The sequence below is a fragment of the Pseudomonas fluorescens genome, from assembly GCF_005938625.1.
Classification (GTDB): Bacteria; Pseudomonadota; Gammaproteobacteria; order Pseudomonadales; family Pseudomonadaceae; genus Aquipseudomonas; species Aquipseudomonas fluorescens_BD.
In genome coordinates this window covers 39,897-63,419 of the sequence record NZ_VCNJ01000013.1, presented here as the reverse complement: position 1 = coordinate 63,419, position 23,523 = coordinate 39,897, and the positions used below count along the sequence as shown (strand labels likewise).

The 23,523-nt window shown below is 60.0% G+C and carries 19 protein-coding genes and 1 tRNA gene; 2 read left to right on the top strand and 18 right to left on the bottom strand.

Features of this window, described 5'->3' with window-relative positions:
* Positions 1-30: 30 nt before the first annotated feature.
* Complete coding sequence (gene gabD, locus FGA82_RS09420; RefSeq protein ID WP_093440380.1) at positions 31-1,473, bottom strand: NADP-dependent succinate-semialdehyde dehydrogenase; 1,443 nt, start codon at positions 1,471-1,473, stop codon at positions 31-33.
* A gap of 442 nt (positions 1,474-1,915) precedes the next feature.
* Here gabD and FGA82_RS09415 point away from each other — a divergent pair.
* Positions 1,916-1,992 (top strand) — tRNA-Arg (locus FGA82_RS09415).
* A gap of 77 nt (positions 1,993-2,069) precedes the next feature.
* Here FGA82_RS09415 and FGA82_RS09410 read toward each other — a convergent pair.
* The 5 genes from FGA82_RS09410 to FGA82_RS09390 form a co-directional block, all read right to left on the bottom strand.
* The gene (locus FGA82_RS09410; RefSeq protein ID WP_171057262.1) at positions 2,070-2,336 is read right to left on the bottom strand and encodes a hypothetical protein; all 267 of its coding nucleotides are present in this window, start codon (positions 2,334-2,336) and stop codon (positions 2,070-2,072) included.
* Positions 2,337-2,356: 20 nt separating this feature from the next.
* Positions 2,357-2,953 (bottom strand): hypothetical protein, encoded by a 597-nt coding sequence (locus FGA82_RS09405; RefSeq protein ID WP_141126883.1) that lies wholly within the window; start codon positions 2,951-2,953, stop codon positions 2,357-2,359.
* Positions 2,950-3,531: an RNA polymerase sigma factor gene (locus FGA82_RS09400; RefSeq protein WP_171057265.1), complete on the bottom strand. Its 582-nt coding sequence runs from the start codon at positions 3,529-3,531 to the stop codon at positions 2,950-2,952. The genes FGA82_RS09405 and FGA82_RS09400 overlap by 4 nt, the downstream gene beginning before the upstream one ends.
* A 30-nt stretch (positions 3,532-3,561) precedes the next feature.
* Entirely contained in the window at positions 3,562-5,241 is a 1,680-nt protein-coding gene (locus tag FGA82_RS09395; RefSeq protein WP_141126881.1) for a vWA domain-containing protein, read from the bottom strand.
* Positions 5,242-5,328: 87 nt separating this feature from the next.
* Positions 5,329-5,889, bottom strand: coding sequence for a YbhB/YbcL family Raf kinase inhibitor-like protein (locus FGA82_RS09390; RefSeq protein WP_141126880.1), 561 nt, complete (start codon positions 5,887-5,889; stop codon positions 5,329-5,331).
* A gap of 139 nt (positions 5,890-6,028) precedes the next feature.
* Here FGA82_RS09390 and FGA82_RS09385 point away from each other — a divergent pair, with 139 nt between their 5' ends.
* Entirely contained in the window at positions 6,029-7,552 is a 1,524-nt protein-coding gene (locus tag FGA82_RS09385) for an FAD-dependent oxidoreductase (protein WP_141126879.1), read from the top strand.
* A gap of 114 nt (positions 7,553-7,666) precedes the next feature.
* Here the strand turns inward: FGA82_RS09385 and pgaD are convergent, their stop codons facing one another.
* The 12 genes from pgaD to FGA82_RS09325 all read right to left on the bottom strand — a co-directional run bounded on the left by pgaD (position 7,667) and on the right by FGA82_RS09325 (position 23,491).
* Positions 7,667-8,194, bottom strand: a complete 528-nt coding sequence (gene pgaD, locus FGA82_RS09380; RefSeq protein WP_141126878.1) for a poly-beta-1,6-N-acetyl-D-glucosamine biosynthesis protein PgaD — start codon at positions 8,192-8,194, stop codon at positions 7,667-7,669.
* Positions 8,191-9,546, bottom strand: coding sequence for a poly-beta-1,6-N-acetyl-D-glucosamine synthase (gene pgaC, locus FGA82_RS09375; protein WP_016987619.1), 1,356 nt, complete (start codon positions 9,544-9,546; stop codon positions 8,191-8,193). Before pgaC ends, pgaD begins: the two co-directional genes overlap by 4 nt.
* A gap of 1 nt (position 9,547) precedes the next feature.
* Entirely contained in the window at positions 9,548-11,545 is a 1,998-nt protein-coding gene (gene pgaB / locus FGA82_RS09370; protein ID WP_141126877.1) for a poly-beta-1,6-N-acetyl-D-glucosamine N-deacetylase PgaB, read from the bottom strand.
* A 12-nt stretch (positions 11,546-11,557) separates the two neighbouring features.
* Complete coding sequence (pgaA, locus tag FGA82_RS09365; RefSeq protein ID WP_141126876.1) at positions 11,558-14,038, bottom strand: poly-beta-1,6 N-acetyl-D-glucosamine export porin PgaA; 2,481 nt, start codon at positions 14,036-14,038, stop codon at positions 11,558-11,560.
* Positions 14,039-14,296: 258 nt separating this feature from the next.
* On the bottom strand, positions 14,297-15,802 hold the full coding sequence (locus FGA82_RS09360) for a YdgA family protein (RefSeq protein ID WP_141126875.1): 1,506 nt from the start codon (positions 15,800-15,802) through the stop codon (positions 14,297-14,299).
* Positions 15,803-16,121: 319 nt separating this feature from the next.
* On the bottom strand, positions 16,122-16,757 hold the full coding sequence (locus FGA82_RS09355; RefSeq protein ID WP_141126874.1) for an NADH:ubiquinone oxidoreductase subunit N: 636 nt from the start codon (positions 16,755-16,757) through the stop codon (positions 16,122-16,124).
* A gap of 93 nt (positions 16,758-16,850) precedes the next feature.
* Positions 16,851-18,293, bottom strand: coding sequence for an efflux transporter outer membrane subunit (locus tag FGA82_RS09350; RefSeq protein ID WP_141126873.1), 1,443 nt, complete (start codon positions 18,291-18,293; stop codon positions 16,851-16,853).
* On the bottom strand, positions 18,290-19,192 hold the full coding sequence (locus FGA82_RS09345; protein ID WP_141126872.1) for an efflux RND transporter periplasmic adaptor subunit: 903 nt from the start codon (positions 19,190-19,192) through the stop codon (positions 18,290-18,292). Before FGA82_RS09345 ends, FGA82_RS09350 begins: the two co-directional genes overlap by 4 nt.
* Positions 19,189-19,398: a DUF1656 domain-containing protein gene (locus FGA82_RS09340; protein WP_007917703.1), complete on the bottom strand. Its 210-nt coding sequence runs from the start codon at positions 19,396-19,398 to the stop codon at positions 19,189-19,191. The genes FGA82_RS09345 and FGA82_RS09340 overlap by 4 nt, the downstream gene beginning before the upstream one ends.
* A complete protein-coding gene (locus tag FGA82_RS09335; RefSeq protein WP_141126871.1) occupies positions 19,395-21,458 on the bottom strand; it encodes an FUSC family protein in 2,064 nt (687 codons plus the stop codon). Before FGA82_RS09335 ends, FGA82_RS09340 begins: the two co-directional genes overlap by 4 nt.
* Entirely contained in the window at positions 21,455-21,883 is a 429-nt protein-coding gene (locus tag FGA82_RS09330; protein ID WP_141126984.1) for a MarR family winged helix-turn-helix transcriptional regulator, read from the bottom strand. The genes FGA82_RS09335 and FGA82_RS09330 overlap by 4 nt, the downstream gene beginning before the upstream one ends.
* Positions 21,884-22,000: 117 nt before the next feature.
* The gene (locus tag FGA82_RS09325) at positions 22,001-23,491 is read right to left on the bottom strand and encodes a Fic family protein (protein WP_141126870.1); all 1,491 of its coding nucleotides are present in this window, start codon (positions 23,489-23,491) and stop codon (positions 22,001-22,003) included.
* Between the last annotated feature and the right edge of the window lie 32 nt (positions 23,492-23,523).

Sequence of the window (23,523 nt, the reverse complement as noted above, 5' to 3'; positions counted from 1 at the left end):
CTTTGCGTTTGCAGCGATCCCTTTCCCGGCTTAGATGCCCAGGCAGAGGTATTTGATTTCCAGGTAATCTTCGATGCCGTACTTGGAGCCTTCACGGCCCAGGCCCGAGGCCTTGATGCCGCCGAACGGCGCGACTTCGTTGGAGATCAGCCCGGTATTGACGCCGACCATGCCGTATTCCAGCGCTTCAGCGACACGGAACACACGACCGAGGTCGCGAGCATAGAAGTAGGAAGCCAGACCGAACTCGGTGTCGTTGGACATCGCGATCACTTCGGCTTCATCTTTGAAGCGGAACAGCGGCGCCAGCGGACCGAAAGTTTCTTCCTTGGCCACGGCGGCATTTTTCGGCACGTTGGTCAGGATGGTCGGCTCGAAGAAGTTGCCTTCCATTGGCTTGCCGCCAGCCAGCACGGTCGCGCCTTTGGCTACAGCGTCAGCAATGTGCTCTTGCACCTTGGCCACGGCTTTTTCGTCGATCAGCGGGCCAGTGGTGGTGCCATCTTCCAGACCGTTGCCGATCTTCAGTTTGGCCACAGCCACTTTCAGCTTCTCGGCGAACGCGTCGTAGACCGAATCCTGAATGTACAGGCGGTTGGCGCAGACGCAGGTCTGGCCGTTGTTGCGGTACTTGGAAATGATCGCGCCTTCGACGGCCTTATCCAGATCCGCATCGTCGAACACGATGAACGGCGCGTTGCCGCCCAATTCCAGCGAGACTTTCTTGATGTCCTTGGCGCATTCCGACATCAGTTGACGGCCGATTTCGGTCGAACCGGTGAAGGACAGCTTGCGCACGATCGGGTTGCTGGTCAGCTCGCTGCCGATGTCGCCGGCGCTGCCGGAAACGACACTGAACACGCCCGCAGGAATGCCCGCGCGCTGAGCCAGTTCGGCCAGGGCGAAAGCGGAAAACGGAGTTTGCGAAGCAGGCTTGAGCACCATGGTGCAACCGGCAGCCAGCGCTGGACCGGCCTTGCGGGTGATCATCGCCGCCGGGAAGTTCCATGGAGTGATCGCAGCGGTCACGCCGATTGGCTGCTTGATCACGATCAGGCGCTTGTCTGGCTGGTGGCCCGGAATAACGTCACCGTAGATGCGCTTGGCTTCTTCTGCGAACCACTCGATGAACGACGCGGCGTAAACGATTTCGCCCTTGGCTTCGGCCAGCGGCTTGCCCTGTTCGAGGGTCATCAGGCGCGCGAGGTCGTCCTGGTTCTCGATCATCAATTCGAACCAGCGACGCAGCTTGCCGGCACGCTCTTTGGCGGTCAGTGCACGCCAGGCCGGCAGCGCCTTGTCAGCGGCTTCGATGGCACGGCGGGTTTCGGCGGCGCCCATTTTCGGCACAGTACCGAGGATTTCACCGGTGGCCGGATTGTTGACCTTGATCGTCTGACCGTTGTCCGCATCGACCCAAGCGCCATCAATGAAGGCTTGCTGGCGGAACAACAGGGTGTCTTTAAGCTGCATGTCGGCTTTCCTTAACAGCACCGCGGCCTGCGCGGAGCAAATTATGATTGTAGAAAGGCGCCTCGCAAGGCTGCCGTCAGGGAAATCAGTGACCGGATGTGGCGCATCGACAGTGCACTATTGGTAGCACCTGCGCTTCAACATCCCGTCAACGAGCGTTTGAAATCTCAAACGGATCGTAGGATCAAAGGGGTTAAAGGACAATAGGTCGTTCGAAAAAAAGAACAAAAACGCCGTGTTTGTGGAATTTTTCAGATCAACGAGCCAAAAGCCCCCATCGCAGGAAAACCTTAGATCAACCCCGCCAAAGCGCCAAGCGAGGGTTTTGCAGGACGTTACAGCTTTAAGGAATGCAGCAATTTGCGCCGACACGCGCACTGACAATACCCGCTCAAACCCAGCATGGACGCCCCGAGCCGACCTAGGTATGATGTCGCCCGCTGCACCAGTAGCTCAGCTGGATAGAGTACTGCCCTCCGAAGGCAGGGGTCGTGGGTTCGAATCCCGCCTGGTGCGCCATTGATTTAAACGAGAAAGCCCCGGACTGTGATGGTCCGGGGCTTTTTTGTGGGCGATGCAAAGGGACTGGAACGACGTCACTCCGTCGTCCAGTCGAACTCGTCGTAATCATCGTCGTCCTCTTCCTCCTCAACCTCCTCAAAAACCTCGTCCCCATCAACGACATCCTCTTCCGGCTGATTCAGCAGAAACTCCTTACGGGTCTCGGTAATCGCGCGCCGCATCTCTTCGCCCTTCTCCGGGCAGTTGAGCAGTTGGGCGATGCGGTCAATTTTTGCTGCCACGTTGTCCTCCAGCGCATCGGCAATGCCCCGATAGTGCGCGTTTTTGCGGGGCAATGCCAAATGGCTGGTGGATCAAGTGGTCATTTTTTCCGCAACTGCTCAAGTCGGGCATCGAGATCGGCGTTCGGGTAGCGTTTGTGCAGGTTGTTGAACAGGCTGTCGGCGGCTTGCGATTGGCCGGATTCGCGCAGGCGCAGGACTTCGCGCAGTTGCGCGTCGAGACCATTGACCGGGGCAGCGGCGCGCTTGCTGAATTTGGCCTCGTCGGCGCTGATGGCTTGATCTTGCATCGGCGCGGCCATTTCCATCATCGGCACAGGTGCCGGCATGGCGCCGGCCGGGGCCGACAATCGGTGCAGTTGCGCGGAGTCTGTTTCGGTCATGGGTACAGCAAGCTTGGGGGCTGGGGCGTAGTCGTACTGACGCAGCGGTTCAGGGGCGCGCTGCACCAGCGATAACATCAATGCCACACCAACGAGGCTGGCGAACGCGACTTGCCAGCGTGGTTTGCGGCAAGCGTCCAGCCAGCGGTGCCACAGGCTTGGTTTCGGCGCAGGGATTTGACGCTGCGCAGCGTTGAGGATGAACGCATCAAGGTACGCTGGAGGTTCGGCGTTGTGCTGTTCGCGCACATGTTTGATCAGCGGATCTTCGGGTGTCTGGCGGGCGTCAGTCATGTCAGTACCTCCTCGGCCAGCAGCCGACGCAGTTTTTGCTGGGCGTAGCGCAAGCGGCTTTTGACGGTTTCCAGCGGTGCTTCGGTGAGGCTGGCGATTTGTGCAAAGTCGAGGTCGCCGTGGGCGCGCAGCAGGAACACTTCGCGCTGGTCGGCGGGCAGGGTTTGCAGGGCGCTTTCCAGGCGCTGGCTGTCGCGACTGAGGCTGAGCAGTTGTTCGGGATCGTTCGCCTCATCGCTGACAGCGTGATTTTGCTCGTCGTAGCTGTCGTGCAGCGGTTGCCAGGCGCCGTGTTTGCGCCAGTGATCGATCAGGCGATTGCGCGCGATCTGGAACAGCCACGTACGAAAAGTCGCCCGGCCTTGTGGCTGACTGCTACTGCGGATCAGGCTCAGCCAGGTCTCCTGAAATACTTCGTCGGCCAGTTCCGGTTTGCCGCTCAATCCGAGCAGAAACCGGTACAGGCCTTGGCGATGGCGCGCGTACAAAATCTCGAACGCGGTGCCGTCGCCCTCGCGATAACGCGCCAGCAGCGATTCATCGCTGCTGGCGGTTAAGCTGTCTGCCGAGGCAAACAGCTGGCTGATAAAGCCTTTCAGACGACTCACTTATTCAATCCGTCGTTCAGTGGCCAGCGCGTTAGAAGCGCTCGATGTGCGCAGACTTTGCGCCAATTCAACCAGTTGCACGAACTCGTTGCGCAGGCCGAAGCGGTCATCGCCACGTGCGCCACGTGCCAGTGTTTCCGTATCTTTCAGACTGAAGTCGCCGGTATAACGACCGTCCTTGAGTTGCTGGGAGAATGCAGCAACGGCAGCGGCAAAGCGCAGGTCTTCGCTGGCAGGCGCGACCTGATTGGCGATTGGCCGCTCGATCAGCAGACTTTTCCCACCGTCAGGACGTTGATAACGCACACGCAGCATTGCCAATTCTCCGTTCTTCCCGGAAACAACCGACTCCGACTCAGCGTAACGCAGCGGCTCCAGCCAGCCCTTCTCGCCCGCCGGAACAATTTCGTACAGCGCGGTCACCGTGTGTCCTGCGCCGATTTCGCCGGCATCGACTTTGTCATTGCTGAAATCCTCACGCTTCAACGCGCGGTTTTCATAGCCAAGCAGGCGATATTCGCTGACCTGCGCCGGGTTGAATTCCACCTGCAATTTGACGTTTTCCGCCACCACGGCAAGCGTCGAACTCAACTGATCCACCAACACTTTGCGCGCCTCGCGCAGATTATCGATATAGGCGTAGTTGCCATCGCCGGCATCGGCCAGTTGTTCCATCAAGTGTTCATTGTAGTTATCCACACCAAAACCCAGGGTCGTCAGCGAAATCCCGCTTTGGCGTTCATCCACAGCCATTTGTTTGAGGCTGTGGAAGTCGCTGACGCCGACATTGAAGTCGCCATCGGTGGCCAAGAGAATGCGGTTGATGCCTTTGGGGATGAAGGCTTGCTGTGCCTTTTGGTAGGCCAATTCGATGCCTGAAGCACCAGCGGTCGAACCGCCCGCAGTCAATTGCTCAATGGCTGTACGAATTTTCGCTTTATCCCGTCCGGAAGTAGGCTCCAGCACCACTCTCGATTCACCGGCATACACCACCAATGACACACGATCCTGATCGCGCAACTGATCGACCAGCAATTTCAGCGTGCTTTTCACCATCGGCAGGCCTTCGCGACGATCCATCGAGCCGGACACGTCGACCAAAAACACCAGATTGGCCGGGGCCAGTTCCGTCACGGCACGGTCGGACGCCTTGATGCCGATGCGCAGCAAGCGGGTGTGCGGGTTCCACGGAGATACGGCCAGTTCAGTGGTCACGCCAAACGGCGAGCCGTCGCTGGGCAGCGCGTAGTCATAGGAGAAGTAATTGACCATTTCCTCCAGCCGTACCGCGCCTTCCGGCGGCAATCGGCCTTGATTGAGCAGGCGACGGACGTTGGCATAAGCGCCCGTGTCGACGTCGGCACTGAAGGTAGAAACCGGCGTCTCGGCGACGCTGTGGATCGGGTTATCGGCCAACGTCTGATACTGCTCGCGCTGCTCGTCGCGATAGCCCTGTGGATAACTTTCACTCAACGGCATCGGCGCGTTGCCTGCATTGGGCATCTTGTACAGCGCGCGCTTGGCCATTGAGGTGTCAGCCATCACGGCTTCCTGCTGAACCAGCACCTCAGGCTGTGCCGGCGCTGGCACAGCAGCAGAATCGGGTGTGGACGAAGCACCGCAACCGGCGAGCACCAGCAGCACAGCAACCGCAACAGGACGCAAGAGAGGAAGTGACATGGGGGCTGACCTCGGGATGAAATTGATGATTCATCCACTGAGACGGGCAGCCCTTTCAGTTCGGGTTAAACGCCGCTAAAAATATTTTCAGCGGTGATAACGCCGCACCGCACTGCTGTTACGCAGGACATGGCCTTTGATTTTTTCCATCAGTTCGGCGCGGGTCAAACCGGCCGGCAAAGCATCCGGGGCCAGATCCAGTGCGTAGATCTGGATGATGTAGTGGTGCGCACTGTCGCCCACTGGCGGGCAAGGCCCCATGTAATGGGTGTTGCCCTTGCTGTTGGTGCCGCCAACACCTTCAAATGCGGATTTGGCACCGACGCCCGCGGCAATCTGGTGCGTGGTGGCTTTGATGCCGTAATGAATCCAGTGATCGACGCCCAGGCCTTTCTGGCCGTCCGGGTCATGCATGACGATCGCGTAGCTCAGGGTGCCGGCAGGTCCTGCGTTCCAGCTCAGGGCCGGCGACTGGTTCTTGCCGCCGCAGCCGGCTGCATCGCTGGCGGCTGCCGAGGTGAACAGGCGGTTATCGGAAACACCCGGGATGTTCAGGGTGAAACGCTCCTGGGCCTGCGCCGGAAACTGCACGCAAAGGGTGACGGCGAGGGCCGCCAGCCAGGGGTTGAGAGAGGTCAATCGGGTCATTCCGGGAGCACCTTGTGCAGTGGGGCCGTCGTCGGCATGCAAACTATAGCTGTACCGTTGGTGCCGTGGCAGTGGCAAATGGCTGAACCTCGCGCTGCCGCGCAAACTCACATGAGAAATGCCCGCGAGGAAGCCGAACATGTCCCTGCACCGCGTCGCCCGTTTTGCCGATGTCCCTGAAGACCGTGGCCTGCAAGTTGAAATAGGCGACTGCAAGATTGTGCTGTTGCGCGCCGGTGGGCAGTTACGCGCCTTTCAGGGCGAATGCCCCCATGCCGGCGCACCGTTGGCTGAGGGCGCGGTGTGTCACGGACGGCTGATCTGCCCGTGGCACAAGGCTGCGTTTCGCGTAGAAGACGGCGCACTGTGTGAGCCACCGGCCCTCGACAGCCTCAAGCGCTATCCACTGGAGCTGCGCGGCGATGAAGTTTGGGTCGATGAACAACCGTTGCCCGATGCGCACACCCCTGCGGCGGATGATCCGCGCACATTCGTGATTGTCGGCGCGGGTGCGGCCGGTACGGCGTGTGCAGCGGCGCTGCGAGAAAAGGGTTTTGGAGGCCGCATCGTAATGATCGACCGCGAGGCCGATGCCGGTTACGACCGCACGGTGCTGAGCAAATTCGTCCTCGCCGGGGAAATGCCACCTGAGGAAGCGCCGCCGCTGCGAGATGAAACCTTCTATAAAGAGCAGCGCATCGAGCGACTGGAAAACGAAATTACCTCGCTCGACGCCGCCAACAAGATTTTGCACCTGAGCGATGGCCAGACCCTGCGCTATGACGCCGCCGTGCTGGCCACCGGCGGCGAGCCCAACCCGTTGGCATTACCCGGGGCTGACCTGCCGCAGGTCTTCGTATTGCGCTCAAAAGCCCAGGCCGAACGGATCATGAACTCTGCCCACCCCGATCAACGCGCAGTGATCATCGGCGACAGCTTCATCGCTCTCGAATGCGCTTCGGCCCTGCGTCAGCATGGTCTCGATGTCACCGTACTCGCCCGTCACGCTATCCCCTTCGCCGCACAATTGGGCGAAGCCGTGGGCAAAGCCATTCGTTCATTACACGAAGAACATGGGGTGAAATTCATCGACGATCACCAAGCCACCGAGATCATCGGCGACGGCAAAGTCGAGGCGGTGCTGCTGGACAATGGCCTGCGACTTTCAGCCGACCTGATACTGGCGGGGATAGGCGTGCATCCGGCGACCGAAGCGTTCGCGTCACTGCCGAGGGAAAAGGATCAGTCATTGCGCGTCGACGACGGCATGCGCGTGAGCGAAAGCCTGTGGGCGATCGGCGACATCGCCACATTCCCGCTGAACGGCCAGTTGCAACGCATCGAGCACTGGCGACTGGCCCAGCAGCACGCACGCATCGCTGCCGCCAACATGCTCGGTGGCGACGAACATTACCTCGACGTGCCGTTCTTCTGGACCTGGCATTTCGGCAAGAACTACGACTACCTCGGCCATGCTGAGCACTGGGATGAGGTGGAGTTTCTCGGCGAGCCTGAACATCCGCCATTTATTGGTCTGTTCGGTAGAAACGGTGTGGTAGTTGCCGCCGTGGCTTGCGAGAAAGAAAGAGCGATGGCGTTACTCACCGAGCGCATGAAGCAACCGCTGCCGATGGAAGAGGCTTGGGAACTGATCCGCGATTAGCGGCCGATTGATCGTTCTTACGCTCCTGCGTGGGAATGCAGCCCGTGACGCTCCGCGTCACTGGACGCAGAGCGTCCCTAGAGGCATTCCCACGCGGAACGTGGGAACGATCAATTAACGGGGAAGAGGCTCGCGATTATCGTCATCTTCGGCATGCAGGAAAATCACCCGCGGATGCTCCAGCGGTGCCAGCGGCGGTGGCAATTCCTGCTGTTGCACCGGCCAGAAATGCGTCACCACATGGCTGATGTCGCCTTCCTGATCGTTGTGAATGGTCATCACCCCGGGCGTGCGCAGTTTCTGAAAGCGGTCATCGCAAAGTTTGAAACTCTTGCTCAACCCTTCATCGTCGATCACCGGCGAAGGCAACCGGCGTTGCGCGAAACTGCGACTCTTGCGCTGTTGATAACGCGCCCAGGAAATCAGAATCACCGCGTTGACCAACGCCACCCACAAATAAATCTGCAAGGTGCCCAGCGCATCGAATGCCGAGTTGTCGATGCGCGGCCCACCGGCGTGGGTTTCAATCAGCGGCCACAACCCGCGTATCAGCAAGAACAGCAGCCCCACCCACGCCACCACGGTAAGAATCACATCGACCACGACCAGAAAAGGCCGCTGGCGGGTCCGGATGATTTTCATTTGATGACCTCCTCTTCGTCGTCGCCGATCGGTTTGATACCCCGGTCGGGGCTGACCCAACGCGCACGTTTCTGATGTTGGCCGAACAGCACTTTCGGGAAGCTGACCAGGGTGGTCAGCAAACTGACAAACCAGAACGCGATCGGGTACCACACCACCCAGAACATGGTCTTGCCCAACCCCGGCTCGTAGCGGCGGTCAATGATGATGCTGACCGCGAACTGCACCAGGCAGACAAACGCCAGCAGCAACCCGGTAAACGCTGGTGGCATCAGGTGATCCACCGCGATCGCCTCGGGCATGACCACAAACTTGCCGACGCCCCAGAAGATCACCGACAGCAGGAAGGTGAACGCCCAACCGGTCGACAGGCAGTATTCGAAGAGCAGCGGCCACAGGTAACGATGGCGGTACTGCCAGATGCCACGGATGTTTTTGAACAGCACTTCGGCGCCGCCCTGTGCCCAGCGCAAACGCTGCTTCCACAAACCGCCGAGGGTTTCCGGCATCAGGATCCAGCACAACGCTCGCGGCTCGTAGAAGATGCTCCAGTGATCCAGTTGCAGCTTCCAGCTGATGTCGATGTCTTCGGTGATCATGTCCGGGCTCCAGTAACCGACGCGGTTCAGCGCGGTACGGCGGAAGGCGACGATCACCCCGGACACAGTAAAGATCCGCCCGAACACCCGTTGCGTACGCTTAATCAGCCCGATGATCGAGGAGAACTCACCGACCTGCACCCGCCCGACCAACGTTGAGCGCGTGCGAATCCGTGGGTTACCGGTCACCGCGCCGAGGCGTGCGTTATCCAGCATCGGCGCGACCAGATAGGCTGCGGTGTTCGGCGCCAGCAGCGCGTCACCGTCGATGCACACCAGATACTCACTACGCGCCGCAATGGCGCCCATGCGCAGCGCGACAGCCTTGCCCTGGTTTTCCGCCAGATGCAGCACGCGCAGACGTGGATCTTCCTTGGCCAGCGCATCAAGCACTTCGGCGGTGTTGTCCTTGGAGCCGTCATTGATCGCGATGACTTCGATGTTCGGGTAATGCTGGGCCAGCGCCGCGTGGATGGTGTCGGCGGCGTTGTCACCTTCGTTGTAGCAAGGGATCAGGATCGAGATCAGCGGCTCGCCTTCCAGTGGCGGCGGCAGGGTGTCGTCCTGCCACGGCCAGTGGCGCTCCCAGTGCAGCCAGAAATACAGGCCACCGGCAATCCACAACCCGGACATGAACAGTGGGTAGAAGAACACGAAGTCCATCAGGAACTGCCCGGTGACCAGGAAGATCAGGCCCAGCGGCACGCCGAGGACGAGCGCCAGAACAAGCAGGGCTAACAGTCTATCCAGCATGTTATGGATTCCATTTGTTGGAGAGCGCAGGCCTTACGGTTTTCAGGTCCGGCAGGTTGTCGAGGAAGTTGTCCGGGTAGTAACCGAAACTGGTCGCGCCCTGACGCTTGAGACGGCCCATCCACTCGGCCAGATGCGCACCGTCGATGTCGGCCTGATCCTTTTTCGTCCAGTCGCGTGCCTGCAATTCGAACACCGTGCGATCCAGCGCGCCGGGACGTTTCTTGACCGTAGCCACCAACGCTTCCAGCCATGGGCCGGACTGCGCCTGAGTCTGTTTTTCCATCAGCGGCATGGCCATCGGCGCCGTCCAGTCGTAGGTCACGAGGAAGTCGTCGAGGTTCTGCGCGAACCACGCTTCGCTCGCGGGATTGAGCATCGGCTCGGCGAAGATGTTGCGCGCGGTCAGCACCTGCGGACCACGGATGGCGCGGACTTTGGTAGTCAGCTCATTGGTGAAATCGATCAGGTATCTGCTCTTGAAGCGAGTCCAGCGTTGCATCGCGGCAGGATCGTCGCGCAACGCGGCAATCGAACCCGGTAGACCGTGGGCGGCATAGGCTTTCAAGGCTTCAGGGCTGGCATCTTCGAAGTCCGAAAGCACGGCGTCGTCGTGATAGAGGATGCCGTCGACCGAGGTCAGCCGCGCGACGTCTTCGTAGATTTCACCGATGATTCGCCGAACCTCAGGATCGAACGGCGACAGGCGTTTGTACTGATCCGGATCGACTGCGGTGGTGCCGGTTTTCGGATCCCAGCGGGTGACACGCGGCAATTTCGAATCGAGGCCGAAACTCAGCACCGGCATCCACGCAAACACCTTCACATGAGCACGGGTGCGCAGTTGCCAGGCAACGCGGTCGAAAATGTCGGCGCGCACCGGCAAGTGGCGATTGGGGAAGTACAGCGAGTGCACCAGACCATCACCTTTAGGATCCGCGAAGGCCTGCAGGAATACCGTGTTGGCACCCATGTCGGCCATGCGCTGCACCAGCTTGCCGAGGTTGATGTCCTGTTGCGCCGGGTCCGGGTCGTAGACGTTATCCAGATCGACATGGACCACGCGCATGGCGAAATCCGATTGCACGCCGACGACGCTGTTGGCGAAATGTTCGCCGTCCGGATCAGAGGCAACGAGGAAACGCGGGCTGCTCATCAGGTTGTCGAGGGCATCGAGACCGTCGTCCAGGGTCAGGGCCATTTCGTAGCCCTGCTCGCCGACCACGGTCAGCGAAGTACCGTCCGCCGTGCCGTACGGCCAGACCCAGACGCGCGGTTTCTTGCCGGTGACCTTGCGGATTTTCTCCGAGATGTTGTTTACGTCAGTGCGAATCCGCGCCTGGAAATCGGCCTCGGATTCATAGCGGTTGGTCACTGGATCGTAGCGCCGGGTCGCCGCCGCCGGCTGCATATTGCCTTGCGGGTTGGCCAGAATTCCTTTGTGGTTGGCGTCGGTGTGCGCGGCGATTTCCACCAGACCCGATTGCGAAATCTCGCGCACCTGATCCCAGGTCAGGAAGTCGGAACGCGCACGCGGCGCGCCGGCGAAATCCACTGGCTGATTGAGCGGCGTGTCGATCCAGCTGCCGACCGGCGCCAGCAGCGCGTGCCAGTTATAGGCGCGCAGCACCGGTAGCACGCGAGTGTAGAAACTCGAATACCCATCGTCGAAACTGAGCAGAATCGCTTTCGCCGGCAGCTCCGGGCCGCCCTTGCGCGCGGCCATGATCTGGTCGACCGTCACCGGTTTGTAGCCGTTTTCGCGCAGCCAGGCGAGTTGTTCGATCATGCGCTCGGTGCGCACCGCCACCACGGCCTGATCGGGATCGCGGTCTTCGACGTCGTGATAGGCAATGCCGAGCACGTGATTTTTCGGCCACGGTTTTTCACTGGCCGCCAGCGGGCGCTCGGACGGCGGCGCAAAGGCCGGAGCTTGCTGGGCGCAGGCGCTGACCAGCAGCACTCCCAGCAGAAGGATGAAACGCGAAATCAAAGGCATCTTCAAACTCTTCTAGAAGCGGAAAGTGAGGTCGACAAGCAGACGCAGATCGGTCTCCCGATCACCGTCGTAGGGCCGGTTGATCACACTGAACAAGCCGCCCACCTCGAACACGTCGTTCCAGGCATAACGCTGGCCGTAACCGAGCAGGGCCATGCCGCCGGTGCCGTGATCACGCTGGCTGTACGTCCCCGCGCCGGCCTGGAATTGTTGGCTCCAGGAGGTTTCGTAGCGGTGGTAGAGCACGTGATTGACGTTGACCAGCGGCATCACGCTGAAGTCGGACTTGGGGTTGAAGTACGGCACGTCATCGGACTTGGAGTTGTGGCTGGTACCGACCTCCAGACCGGCGTCGACCTGCACGTTCGGCGCGCTGTAGACGCCCTCGCGGCCGGTGAGCAAGGCTTCGACGCGGTTGTTGCCGTCGCTGAAATGCGATGGGCTGACCGACAGGCGCCACTCGCGGCTTTCGTTGGCGCGCCAGCGGATGAAGCCACTGCCGCCGTTGGCTTTGATATCGCTGTTGAGCGCGCGCAGCGGGGTCTCGGCCGAGAGATATTCGAGGCTGCCGCCGTACTGCCAGTTGTCGTTGATGTCGCGGGCGATCGCCAGACGTGCGCCCTGTTTGTCGCCAAAACCGTAGGAGTGGTTGGAAACTTCCGCTTCAAGGGTCATGTCGCGGGTGCGGCGCTCCAGGCCAACACGCTGGAAGCGATGGTTACCGGTACCTTCAGCGAAGTCGCCGGTGGCATAACCGGCCCCGGCGAACACGCGCCAGTCTTCATCGATGGGCGGGCTGTACAGGGTGGTCTGCATACCAAAATCGCGACTGCCGCTGACGGCGCCGGCATCGCCACTGCCGCCGCCATTGGCCTTGCCGCCGTAGGCTTCGACGCGCAGCTCGGACATGTCATGCACTTCGCGTTCGCGGGCGAGACGCTGCACCTGGCGGTTATCCGGATAGCGTGCGACGACGTCGTCGGTCAGCGCATCCATTTGCCGCCATTCCTGCAGTTCCATGGCCGTGTGAGCCTGACCAATTTCCAGGCCCATGTCGCGCGGCACCATGCTCTCGGTTTCCTTGAGCTGCATTTCCGCGCGGCGTGGCCAGTTGCGGGCGAGGTACAAATCGGCCTGAGCCAGACGTAAGCCGACGTTACCCGGCGCCTGATCGACCAAAGCCTGCAAACGCTCCTCACCATGAGGCAAATCGGAACCGTAAGTCCCGGCCTGCGCGGCGAGTTGCTGGGCATCCATCCATTCGTCGTTCGGGTTGCCGATGGGCAATCCTTTCAGTTCGATACGCGGGCGCTGGGATTTGGCGGCGTCTTCAGCGACTTTGCGCGCTTCATCGGCGCGGTCGCTTTCCAGCAACGCGTAGTACAGCGCAGTGGTGTCTTCGAGGCGATCACCAACATCGGCGTCCGGCGCCGCCAGCACTTGGCGATAGAGTTCGGTGGCGATTTCCGGCTGGCGTTGATCCAGATACGACGCCGCCACCCAGCGCAGGGCGTAGGTCGGAATCTTCACGCCTTCAGCTTGCAGCTTCTGGTACTCGGTAATGACGTCAGCGGTACGCGCCCGGGCCTTGAGCGCACCCATGCGGTCGATGCGCCAGCGAACCACATCGTCGTGTGCAGTGGCGTCCGGCGTCCAGGTGGCGAGCAGTTTGTCGTAGTCGGCCAACGCGCGGTCGGCGATGACATAGCGTTCTTTTTCACTGCGCGTGGCGAGTTCGGCCAAGCGTACGCGCTCGGCGGCGAGATCGCCTTCGAGGCGACGCAACGTGACCGGATCGATCAACCCCGGACGCTGATTGGCCAGGCGCAGCGCCGGCTCCGGCAGACGCGCCTTTTGCAGGGCGACCACGTATTCACGGGCGACTTCCGGTTTGCTGCCGGCGCGTTTGAAGGCTTGATCGTATTCGAACAGGGCGTCGTACTGTTTGCCGGCACGGGTCAACGCGTAGCCCAGCGCCAGACGGCGGGAAGGATCATCAGGTTTGGCCGCCACCAGCGCTTTGGCGCGAGTCACCGCTTCGTCGGGCTTGCCGGCGTCAGCCTGGGTCAGGGCCAGGCCCAATTCCAGGTCAGCGTTATCCGGCTCCAGCGCCAAGGCCTTGTTGTAGACCTGCGTGGCTTGATCCCAGCGCTTGAGATTGCGATAGGCACGGGCGGTGGCGGTCAGCGCCTGAACCGGCAGGACGCGATCGCGGCCCTGGGTTTCATAGACCTGCACCACTTCGGCATCGAGGCCGGCCCAACTGGCAATTTGCAGGTGATCACTGATCTGCCCGGTCGTCGATTGGCCGGGTGGCACCTGACGCAAAAGCGTCAGCGCGGGCAAGGTTTGCCCGGCGCGGGCGTCGCGCACCATCTGATCGTAGGGTGTGTCGGCAAACGCCAGCGCCGGCCAGAGCAACTGGCTGCACAACGCGACTCGAAACAAAGGGCGTAAACCACGATGTAATACAGGAACATCAATACGCGGCATTCGTCAGCATCCTTACATGGCCAGCCGGGTCGCAATGCCCTCCTTGCCCATTCGTAACGGTGGCCGCCGATGCACATCCAACGGCCAAGCTTAGTCAGGCAGTCTTGCACGCAAGCGTAGACCAATATCCGGAACACAATAATTGTTCAGAATCGTGCTGGCGGCAGAGCCAGCACACCGAAAACCCGAACGCCGGACAGCAAAACGCCCGGCGTCTGTGCGATACAGAGGCCGGGCGTTGCTATTTAAAGCGCAGGATTACTGCACTTGCGTGACGCCCGCGAACTTGCTCATCAGGAAGCCGACGAACTGCTCGACGGTCATCTTCTGGCCGTTGAATTCGACCTGATTGGCGGCGTAATGCAGCTTGGTCACGACGTTGGTACCGTCGACGACGGCCAACTGCGAACCGACCGCCATGCCAGCGAACATGTCGGCGGCTTCCTTGGATTGGTCGACGATGGCTTTGGCATCGGTCTGACCGTCGAGTTGAGCCTGCACGCTGAGCAGATCGACCAGCATTGGCTTCGATACCTGGATATTCAGGTCGAGCAGCGCAATCAGTTGTTTGCCCAGTTGATCCGGCGGCAGATCCATCGATTGCGGCTTGGTCAGGTCGATCACCAGATTGGCCTTGCTCTCACCGTTGGCGGTGTTGAACGAGAGGTTTTCCAGGGCAATCTGTGGGCCGGCGGCTAGCAGTTTCTGCAGGTCGGCTTTGACTTGCGCATTTTCCGCTTCGGTCAGGTTGAGCTCTGGCGCTGGCAGACCTTGAGCCGTGGCCTCGGCAGCGGCTTTTTCATACGGCTGCAACTTGGTCTGATAGATCTGCATCAGCGACATCGTCGACGGGATGTCGAGGTTTTTCAGGCTCATGGCCATGTTCGCCGAGCCGATTTTCTTGTCGTTGAGGCTGACTTCGCCAATCTTGTAGTCCGCACGGCCAGACGCATTGCTGCCGTTTTCTTCGGTGAGGTTCTTCATTTCGAAGTTCTTCACACCGAGCACCGATTGCTTGGTGCCGAAGGTGGTTTTGCTGTTGGTCAGCACCAGGGTGTTTTCCCCGGTGTAGTAGCCGTAGCTGCTCTTGGCGAGGTTGCTGGCCAGGGTCAGACCGTTGAGTTCGACCTGTACCGGCGCCTGATCTTCAGCGACGGTGACCAGTTTCAGGTTGTCCATGTAACCGTCCGCCTTGACCTTCTGCGCCTGGGCGTTGGCAGAGATGTTCATGGTCAGACCGGAGAACTTCAGGCTCGACTGCTCATCCAGCGCGGTTTCGAACGGCAGCAAATCGAGGGTGCTGGTGGTCGATTCGTCGTAGCCGATGCTGGTCACGCCCTTGAGCGGTGCAGCGCCTTTGGTCGCGGCGAACCACTTTTCGGTGACCGGGTTCTTTTCCAGCTCGTAGTTGCTGGTGGCCATGACCGGCAGCCATTTCAGCGAAACCAGACGCGAGAACGGCAGCGGACCATGCTCGATGTGGTCGACGAACAGCAATTCGACCGGCTTGTCGCCAAACATCTCGCCTTCACCCTTGAGGCGATAGTGCGCGGTGCTGGTGAAGGTATGGCGTTCCAGCGACACCAACTCCAGCGACGCGCTGCCGTTGGAGCCGGCCATCGCGGTTTGCAGCTCTTGGTTGGCGTTGCTGACGGCGTTGTTCAACACGCCTTCGATCTTGGTCCCGGTGTACCAGGCCCCGCCTGCGCTGATCGCGCCGATGGCAACAACAATTCCGAGGAGCACGCCTGCTGATTTATTCATGAATGACCTGATCGATTTCCGTGGCTGTGAGTGTGGTCGTCTTCCCTGAACCCGTGACCGGGTCGCGGCTCGACTGCGCTGAATTCAGCGGTGGAGATTAGCACCGGGCGCGCAAGCTGGCCCAATGTTTAAAGGTTAAAGAGTGTCTATGGGGGGAATGGACAGCTGAGAGACTGGAAGAGTTTCGGTGGTTTTGCAGACGCCATCGCTGGCAAGCCAGCTCCCACAGGGATCTTGGGTGAACACAAATTCTGTGAACACCAGAAAACCTTGTGGGAGCTGGCTTGCCAGCGATGAACCCAGTTGATTCAGCAGAGAATCAGGAATACTGAACCTCAATCTCATCCAGTTGATGATCAAAGCTTTTCAGCCGCGCGGTCCACGTGTAGACCAGCACTTCAAAATCCCGATCAATCACCGCACCGCCCGGCCCGTCGGCGCGCGGGTCGCAGAAATCCAGTTGATAACGCTCACGGGCCATGGCCGTGGCGACATCGGACAATTCGCGGGCATTGTTGAGCCAGTGCCAGCCCTCGTCGGCGATCTGCTTGTCGAGTTCCAGGCACTGCTTTTTCAGCGCTTCGAGGCTTTTTTCCAGCGGTGTGCCGGTAAGTTCGCCCATGACTTCGGCGAAGGTTCGCCCGGGTTGCCAGTAACTGCCCCAGAAATACCGGTCGAACACTGTTTCGACCCGGCGCAGGGCGACTTTGGTGTCCCAGATCAGCACCAGAGTCCTGCCCTGTTCAAGTTGTCTTTTTTTGACGCGCTGCACCTGCACCGATGCCCACGCCACGACGACGATTGCCATGACCGCGATCAGCGCTGTCGCACTGTCGAGGAACACCATCGCCTTGTCGATCTGGTGGGCCAGCATGATGCCGTAGAAATAGGTGGCCGAGAGCAGCACCAGCGCTGCGAGGGCGCACCAGAAGCCGAGAGCGTAAGGGTTTTTCATTATTGGTTTCCCCTAGACCAGCGCTAGCAATGTGCGCTGAAGGGGCGCTTTGCACGGGGCGCCCCTTCAACACTTCAAAGCATAGCAACGGCCTCAGGGTTTGCCGGGGCTTGGAGCGTGCGTTCGTCCGCTTTCCCAACCGCCGCCCAAAGCGAGGAACAAATCGATCTGGCTCATCGCAACTTGAGTGTTAGCGGCGGCCAGTTGCGCGGTGACGTCGGTGTAGGTGCGGGTTGCTTGCAGGTCGGCGAGGAATGACTCGCGGCCGGCCTGGAAGAAGCGGTGGGTCTGGTCGGCAGCCAGTTTCGCCGATTGCTCGGCATCGGCCAGTGCGTCGCGCCGCTGAAGTAGTGCGGTGTACTGAGCGAGGCCGGTCTGGGTTTCGCGAATGGCGTTGAGCACCACGCCGTCGAAGTGCGCGAGCGCACCTTGAGTCGTCGCTTCAGCTTCACGGATGCGCGCGCGGGCGCCGTTGGTCGGCACTTTCCAGCTCAGCGACGGGCCGAAGCCCCAGCGGTTGGTCGACGGATCACCAAGGTCATCGATGATGCCGACGGTGCCAATGGTCGCGCCGATGCTGATGTCCGGGTACAGCTCGCCAGTGGCGACGCCGATGCCGGCGGTCGCAGCGGCCAGACGTCGTTCAGCCTGACGGATATCCGGACGCCGTTTGAGCAGTGCGGCACCATCACCAACCGGCACCAGTTGGGCGATCTTCGGCAGTTCGGCGCAAGTCGCCGTCCCGGCTGGCAATTGGTCGACTGGTTTCGCCAGCAGCATCGACAGGCGGAACAATCCGGCCTGACGCGCCGCTTCATAGCGCGGCATATCGGCACGCAAGGATTTGAATTGGGTCTGCGAGCGGGTGACCTGGGTTTCGTCGCCACGGCCGGCGTCGCGCAGACGCTGAATCAGCGTGGTGCCTTGCGATTGCAGGTCGAGGGAATGCTGGGCGATCTCACGTTCTTCGTTGGCCGCGCAGACTTGCGTATAGGCACGCACAACGTCCGCCACCAACGTGATGCGCGCGGTATCAGCAGCGGCTTGTGTCGCGTCGGCATTGGCCTTGGCGCCTTCGATGCCGCGTTGCAACGTTCCCCACAGATCGAATTGGTATGAGGCGCTGATGCCGATATCGCCAACGTTGGCCACTGGCACTTTCTCCGGCAACAGGAATGCCTGTCCTGACTCCTGCAAACGCTGAGCACCCATTTTCACCCCGGCGCTCCAGCCACCGGCGGCCTCGGCCTCATCGACCTGAGCGCGGGCGCGCTGCAAGTTGGCGGCGGCTACGCGCAGATCAGTGTTGGAGGCCATGGCCTGCTGCACCAGTTGATCCAGCCGCGCATCCTTATAAAGACGCCACCAATCCGCCGGCACCGGCGCCGACACGACGGGTTTGCCAGCGACGGCCAGCTCACCCTGAAAATCCTTGCGCTGCACCGCCGCATCCTCAGGCACGTGATAGTCCGGCCCGACCATCTGACAGGCCGAAAGCATCACGCCCAACCCGGCGATCATCAGCGCCCTGCTCATTGCGCAGGCTCCTGTTTATGCTCGTCGCGTGGCTGATCGTCGATGATCGAAACGGTGGCGGTACGCCCGGCGATCATGCGGAAGTCTTCCGGTACATCGTCAAAGGCAATCCGCACCGGAATCCGCTGCGCCAGCCGCACCCAGCTGAACGCCGGGTTGACGTTCGGCAGCAGGTTGCTGCCGCTGGTGCGGTCGCGGTCTTCGATACCGGCGACGATGCTTTCGACATGCCCGCGCAATTTCGCACGGTCGCCGATCACGCGGATATCCACCGACTGGCCGACATGAATGCCGTCAAGTTTGGTTTCCTCGAAATAGCCGTCGATGTGGAATGAATTGCTGTCGACCACCGACAACACCGGACGCCCAGCGGTGACGAACTCCTGTGGACGCGGCGCACGGTCGTTGACGTAACCGTCCACCGGGCTACGGATCACCGAGCGGTCGAGGTTAAGCTGAGCGCTGTCCACCGTGACCATGGCTTCGGCCAGCGCCGATTGCGCACGGGCGACTTTCGATTGGCTTTCTTCCAATTGCTCGGCCGGCACCAGATTACCGAGGCCACGGTTACGCTTGGCTTCACGCTGGGCTTGAGCCAGGGTTTCTTCGCGATCGGCGACGGCCGCCTTGGCCTGACGCAGGGCCAGCTTGAAGCGATCCTGATCGATGCTGAACAGCACCTGACCGCGCTTGATCAACTGGTTGTCCTTCACTTCAACCTGCTGAATCAACCCGGACACGTCCGGGGCGATCTGGATGATGTCGGCGCGAATGTGGCCGTCGCGGGTCCACGGCGCAAACATGTAATACATCACCATGCGCCAGACGAGGACAACGGCAAAAGTCACGATCAGCAGGGTCAGTACCACGCGACCGATGGTCAAAAACGGTTTTTTCATGTCATCAGGTATCGACTGAGTGAGTCCACGCCGTACAGAAGCACGGCGTAGAGGGCCACGTTGAACAATGCCCGGTGCCAGACCAGACGGTAAAAGTGCACGCGCGTAAGCACGGCATGCACCAGCAAAAACAGCACATAAGTGATGCCCATCAACACCAGCAAGGTCGGCAGGAAAATGCCGCTGATGTCCAGATCACCGATCATAGGGGCGCTCCATCGGGCAGCGGTTCTTCGGGCTCGGCGCTGGAGACGAATTCGACGCCGGGCAACAACGCCAGACGCAAACCGCTCAAGGCGTGCAACAGGTTTAGCCGGGTTTCATCGTCGCCGTGGCCATTGAGTGCGCGGCGGGTGCGATCCAGGGTCATCAGCAACGGGGCTGGCGCCGGCAAGCGTTCACCGGCCTTGAGGCAGGCACGGAAATACTCGCCGACTTCACTGACCACTTGCTGCAACAACATGTTCGGCGCGCCCGTTACCCGTGGGGTATAGGCGAGCAAATCGAGCAGGTTCAGGCCGACGCGCACTTCGCGCATGGCGATGCCGGTGTCCTGGCCAGTGAGGGCCAGACGCGGTAAGTGCTGCATCAGCCGGTCGAGCAACTGCACGCCCAACTGCCGGTGTTCGGCAAGGTTGGCCGGCTCGGTCATGTGGACGATGTCTTTCCAGCTGAAACGGGTCAGGCGCTTGGCCGCCAGTTCTGCACCGAACGGACGAGCCACCAGCGTCCAGATAAACGCGAACAGCAGACCAATCGGCCCCGCCAGGTTGGAGTTCACGAAGGCAAAAAAGTCCGCGTCATAAGCGCCCTGAATGCTGATAAACGACGAGGTGTTGACCAGTGTCAGCAGCATGCCGAGGTAGAAACGCGGCTGCACGGTCAGGGTGCCGACGCAGATGAACGGGATGGAAAACGCCAGCACCAGCATCGGAAAATCATGCAGGTTGGGCAGAATCAAAAACAGGTAAAGGCTGGCGAACAGCACCGACATACCGGTCCAGAAGAAGAACCGGTAGATCTGCGGCGCCGGGTCGTCCATCGAAGCGAAGAAGCTGCACGCCACCGCCGCCAGAATCACCGCACTGCCGCCGTCCGGCCAGCCGAGCAGAATCCACAACACCGAGGCGGTGATGATCGCCAGAATCGTCGAAGCCACCGAATACAGCATCAGCCCACGATCAATGAAAGGTGTCAGCCGACCGAGGCGCCAGTGGCGATAAACCGCGCGCCAGCTGTCCTGGCGTTCGCAGAGAATCGCGTCCTGCAGGCTGCGGCAGTCCTGCCATAGATCGATGAATTCGCCGAGGCGATAAATCGAGTTGGAGAACAGCAATTGCCTGCGATCCTCAAGCGCCTCGACGCTCGGTTGCAGGGCTTCGAGCTGATCTTTCAGTGCTTGCCAGCGGTCGAGATCGGCGTCTTGATGGCCCAGCCATTCGCGGGTCGCGACGAGCAGTGGTTCGAATTTATCCACCAGCTCTGGCGTACGCCGTTCGAGGGCGTAGAGCGAATCTTCCAGCGCATCGATCACCGGTAATAAATGAATCATGCGCCCGCGCAGTTCCTTGGTGTTGCGCACCGTTTGCGGCCTCGCGCCTTCGTGGGGCAACTGGCCGATCATCAGCTCAAGGCTGTTAAAGTTGGCGACCATGGCCATGCGCAGCGCGGTAACTTCTTCGGGCTGCACGTCGCGGCTGAGGAATTTCAGGCTGTAGGTGGTTGCGTCGGCGAACCACTTGCTCACGGCGTCGTTGAACACCGGGGCCAGGCGTCGCGGCCAGAACATTGCGCCGACCACGGCGGCGACGGCGATGCCGAGGAAAATCTCTTCGGTCCGCGCTTCCGCCACGTCCCACACCGCTAGCGGGTTATCCACCACCGGCAAGGCAATCAGCGGCAAGGTGTAACCGGCGAGCATCAATGCGTAGCTGTTGGCCGTGCGCAAATGCAGGGACATGAACAACAGAATCCCCGTCCACAACGCGATCACCACCACCAGCACATACGGGCTCTGGACGAACATCGGCACGAAAAAAACCGCCGCCGCCGCACCGAGAAAAGTCCCGATGGCGCGGTACAGCGCCTTGGAGCTGGTCGGCCCGAGAAACGGGCTGGAGACGATGTACACCGTAGCCATCGCCCAATACGGACGCGGCATTTGCATGAGCAAGGCGATGTACAGCGCGATCATCGACGCTGCAAACGTACGGATCCCGTAGAACCAGTCACGGGCGGGCGGAATGCCGGAGAAAAAACCGTTCAAGAATTGACCACCACAGGCGAATGGGCCGCCTCAAAAGCTCTGAGTACCCGAAGCGTAGCTTCCAGATCGCTTTGCTCGATGCCTTCGAGCACCTCATGACGCAAGCGCACCAGTTCGATCTCGACCGCTTGCACCAGTTCACGACCGGTGTCGGTCAGGCTCAGGCACTTGGCGCGGCGATCCTGAGCATCCTCGGTGCGGCAGACGTAGCCGGAGTGACACAACTGATCGAGCAGACGCACCAGCGACGGACTCTCCATCCCCGCGGCCTGCGCCACCTGAACCTGGCGCACGCCTTCGCCCAGCCGCCCGATCATCAACAGCGGCACGGCGCAGGCTTCGGAGATTCCGTAGTTGACCAGCGTGGTCTGGCAGATCTTCCGCCAATGCCTGGCGGCTACCACCATGGCACTGCTGATGTTCATCTGGAGAGCGTCGAGTTCGTTCGGCACGGGGAAATGCACACTGTTAGTTTGCTAACTATCAATATCGCATTGGAGGGGAATTTCAGTCAAGTTTTGAAACAAATTGCCTGTTCAGGGTTAGCCTACCGAATCGAAATCACCCGCTATCTGCTCAATGAAATCGAAAACCTCCTCCGGCACGCTGAACTGAAACTGCTTACGTCGATGCTTTGAAACTTTGTCACCGTTGTCCAGACACATCATTACCAGTTTCGAGAGGTCGCTCCCCCGTACGTCAAAACGCCCATTCACCTCTTTGATGACGTAGTCGTATTTTTCAAGAAACTCGGTCTCCTCGCGCAGCTCCACTTCCAATGCTCGCAAGGCCATCTGCAAGGTAAATTCTGCACATTGAGTCCCGTCCCAGAATCGATAGATTGAGTCGTGCCCAATAAAATCGAAAGCCATCTGATCAGCGTCCAGCCAAGTGACATTCCAGAACTCTCTTGCGGGTTTCGAGAACTCCTTTAACGCTTCTAGATAGCCAGACTCTTCGTGTTTCATCGCTACGGAAACCGGTAACAACAAACCATTTTTTAGAGCGCCAGAGTGGCAAAGCGTCTGGTGAATCAGGAAACGTGAAAGTCGACCATTGCCATCCATGAACGGGTGAAGAAAGACAAACCCGAAAGCCACAACCGCTGCAGCTATCAACGGATCAACCTGCTTGGCTGAGTGATTGGCAAAACTCATCAACTCGTCCATCAACTCCCTGCACAATTGCGGTGGAGGCGGGACATAGCTGACGCCAGCTGCGCCTCTCAAGCCGTTGTGTAAATGGTTCTGTTCATGACGGAAAAGCACAGCTTTATCGAAAGGATTGGATACCGTACTGTTCTGCAACTCGACCAAATAGTCTTCGCTCAACTCTGTTCGCTCATGGGCTTGGCGGAGAAGCCGAACAAAACGGCGCGACTTTTCTTCGTTGGGCTCTTCTTTCTCAATGGCGAAAGAATCGCAGGTCTCATGCAGATAGGCCCAATTGATTGCCCGATCCATCATTTCCGGCGGCAACGTCGCCATAAAAGCCTGGGTTCGACCAAGGATGTCCAGATCAAGCAGCGCCTGCAGCTCCGTCGTACGCTCGAGTGTGGCGCAGTAACGCATTGACCCCAACCCGTTAAAATCTACCCGCCAACGACTATTTCGAATTGCAGGCCCGGTGACATAACGCTTGGAATCAAACAAAGCGACAACGTTGCCCCGAACCGGTACGGAATATTCCAGCTGTTTGCCCGTGAAACTTTCCCAAAGAAAACAGGCCTTGCGGATAAATACCCCGTTAGGTGATCGGCTCAACTCACCTAGCAACTCGTCCGCTTCAACGGTTTCAAGCGCCTGAGCAAGAATGCACAGGTTTATTCCCTCATGCTTCAGAGCAAACAAGATGTGCTCAAGTGTCGAACCCTGTGCCGGCGCGACGCCGTTTGGAACCGCTAGACACTCACCGATCAAGGTAATCCGGGTAACCGGTTTGATCATCGCAATGCGCTTGGGGGCAAATGCATTAAGCTTCAGCGCATCACGCAGGTGGGCATATCCAACAGTTGGCATCGTCATCGTCCACATAAAAAATTCACTGCGACGATTAAAGCCCAGTT

Bases quoted from the DNA above. Each gene is read 5' to 3' on its own strand.
- gabD (WP_093440380.1), bottom strand. From the start codon at position 1,473: ATGCAGCTTAAAGACACCCTGTTGTTCCGCCAGCAAGCCTTCATTGAT.
- FGA82_RS09405 (WP_141126883.1), bottom strand. From the start codon at position 2,953: ATGACTGACGCCCGCCAGACACCCGAAGATCCGCTGATCAAACATGTG.
- FGA82_RS09395 (WP_141126881.1), bottom strand. From the start codon at position 5,241: ATGTCACTTCCTCTCTTGCGTCCTGTTGCGGTTGCTGTGCTGCTGGTG.
- FGA82_RS09390 (WP_141126880.1), bottom strand. From the start codon at position 5,889: ATGACCCGATTGACCTCTCTCAACCCCTGGCTGGCGGCCCTCGCCGTC.
- FGA82_RS09385 (WP_141126879.1), top strand. From the start codon at position 6,029: ATGTCCCTGCACCGCGTCGCCCGTTTTGCCGATGTCCCTGAAGACCGT.
- pgaD (WP_141126878.1), bottom strand. From the start codon at position 8,194: ATGAAAATCATCCGGACCCGCCAGCGGCCTTTTCTGGTCGTGGTCGAT.
- pgaC (WP_016987619.1), bottom strand. From the start codon at position 9,546: ATGCTGGATAGACTGTTAGCCCTGCTTGTTCTGGCGCTCGTCCTCGGC.
- pgaB (WP_141126877.1), bottom strand. From the start codon at position 11,545: ATGCCTTTGATTTCGCGTTTCATCCTTCTGCTGGGAGTGCTGCTGGTC.
- pgaA (WP_141126876.1), bottom strand. From the start codon at position 14,038: ATGCCGCGTATTGATGTTCCTGTATTACATCGTGGTTTACGCCCTTTG.
- FGA82_RS09360 (WP_141126875.1), bottom strand. From the start codon at position 15,802: ATGAATAAATCAGCAGGCGTGCTCCTCGGAATTGTTGTTGCCATCGGC.
- FGA82_RS09355 (WP_141126874.1), bottom strand. From the start codon at position 16,757: ATGAAAAACCCTTACGCTCTCGGCTTCTGGTGCGCCCTCGCAGCGCTG.
- FGA82_RS09350 (WP_141126873.1), bottom strand. From the start codon at position 18,293: ATGAGCAGGGCGCTGATGATCGCCGGGTTGGGCGTGATGCTTTCGGCC.
- FGA82_RS09345 (WP_141126872.1), bottom strand. From the start codon at position 19,192: ATGAAAAAACCGTTTTTGACCATCGGTCGCGTGGTACTGACCCTGCTG.
- FGA82_RS09340 (WP_007917703.1), bottom strand. From the start codon at position 19,398: ATGATCGGTGATCTGGACATCAGCGGCATTTTCCTGCCGACCTTGCTG.
- FGA82_RS09330 (WP_141126984.1), bottom strand. From the start codon at position 21,883: ATGAACATCAGCAGTGCCATGGTGGTAGCCGCCAGGCATTGGCGGAAG.
- FGA82_RS09325 (WP_141126870.1), bottom strand. From the start codon at position 23,491: ATGTGGACGATGACGATGCCAACTGTTGGATATGCCCACCTGCGTGAT.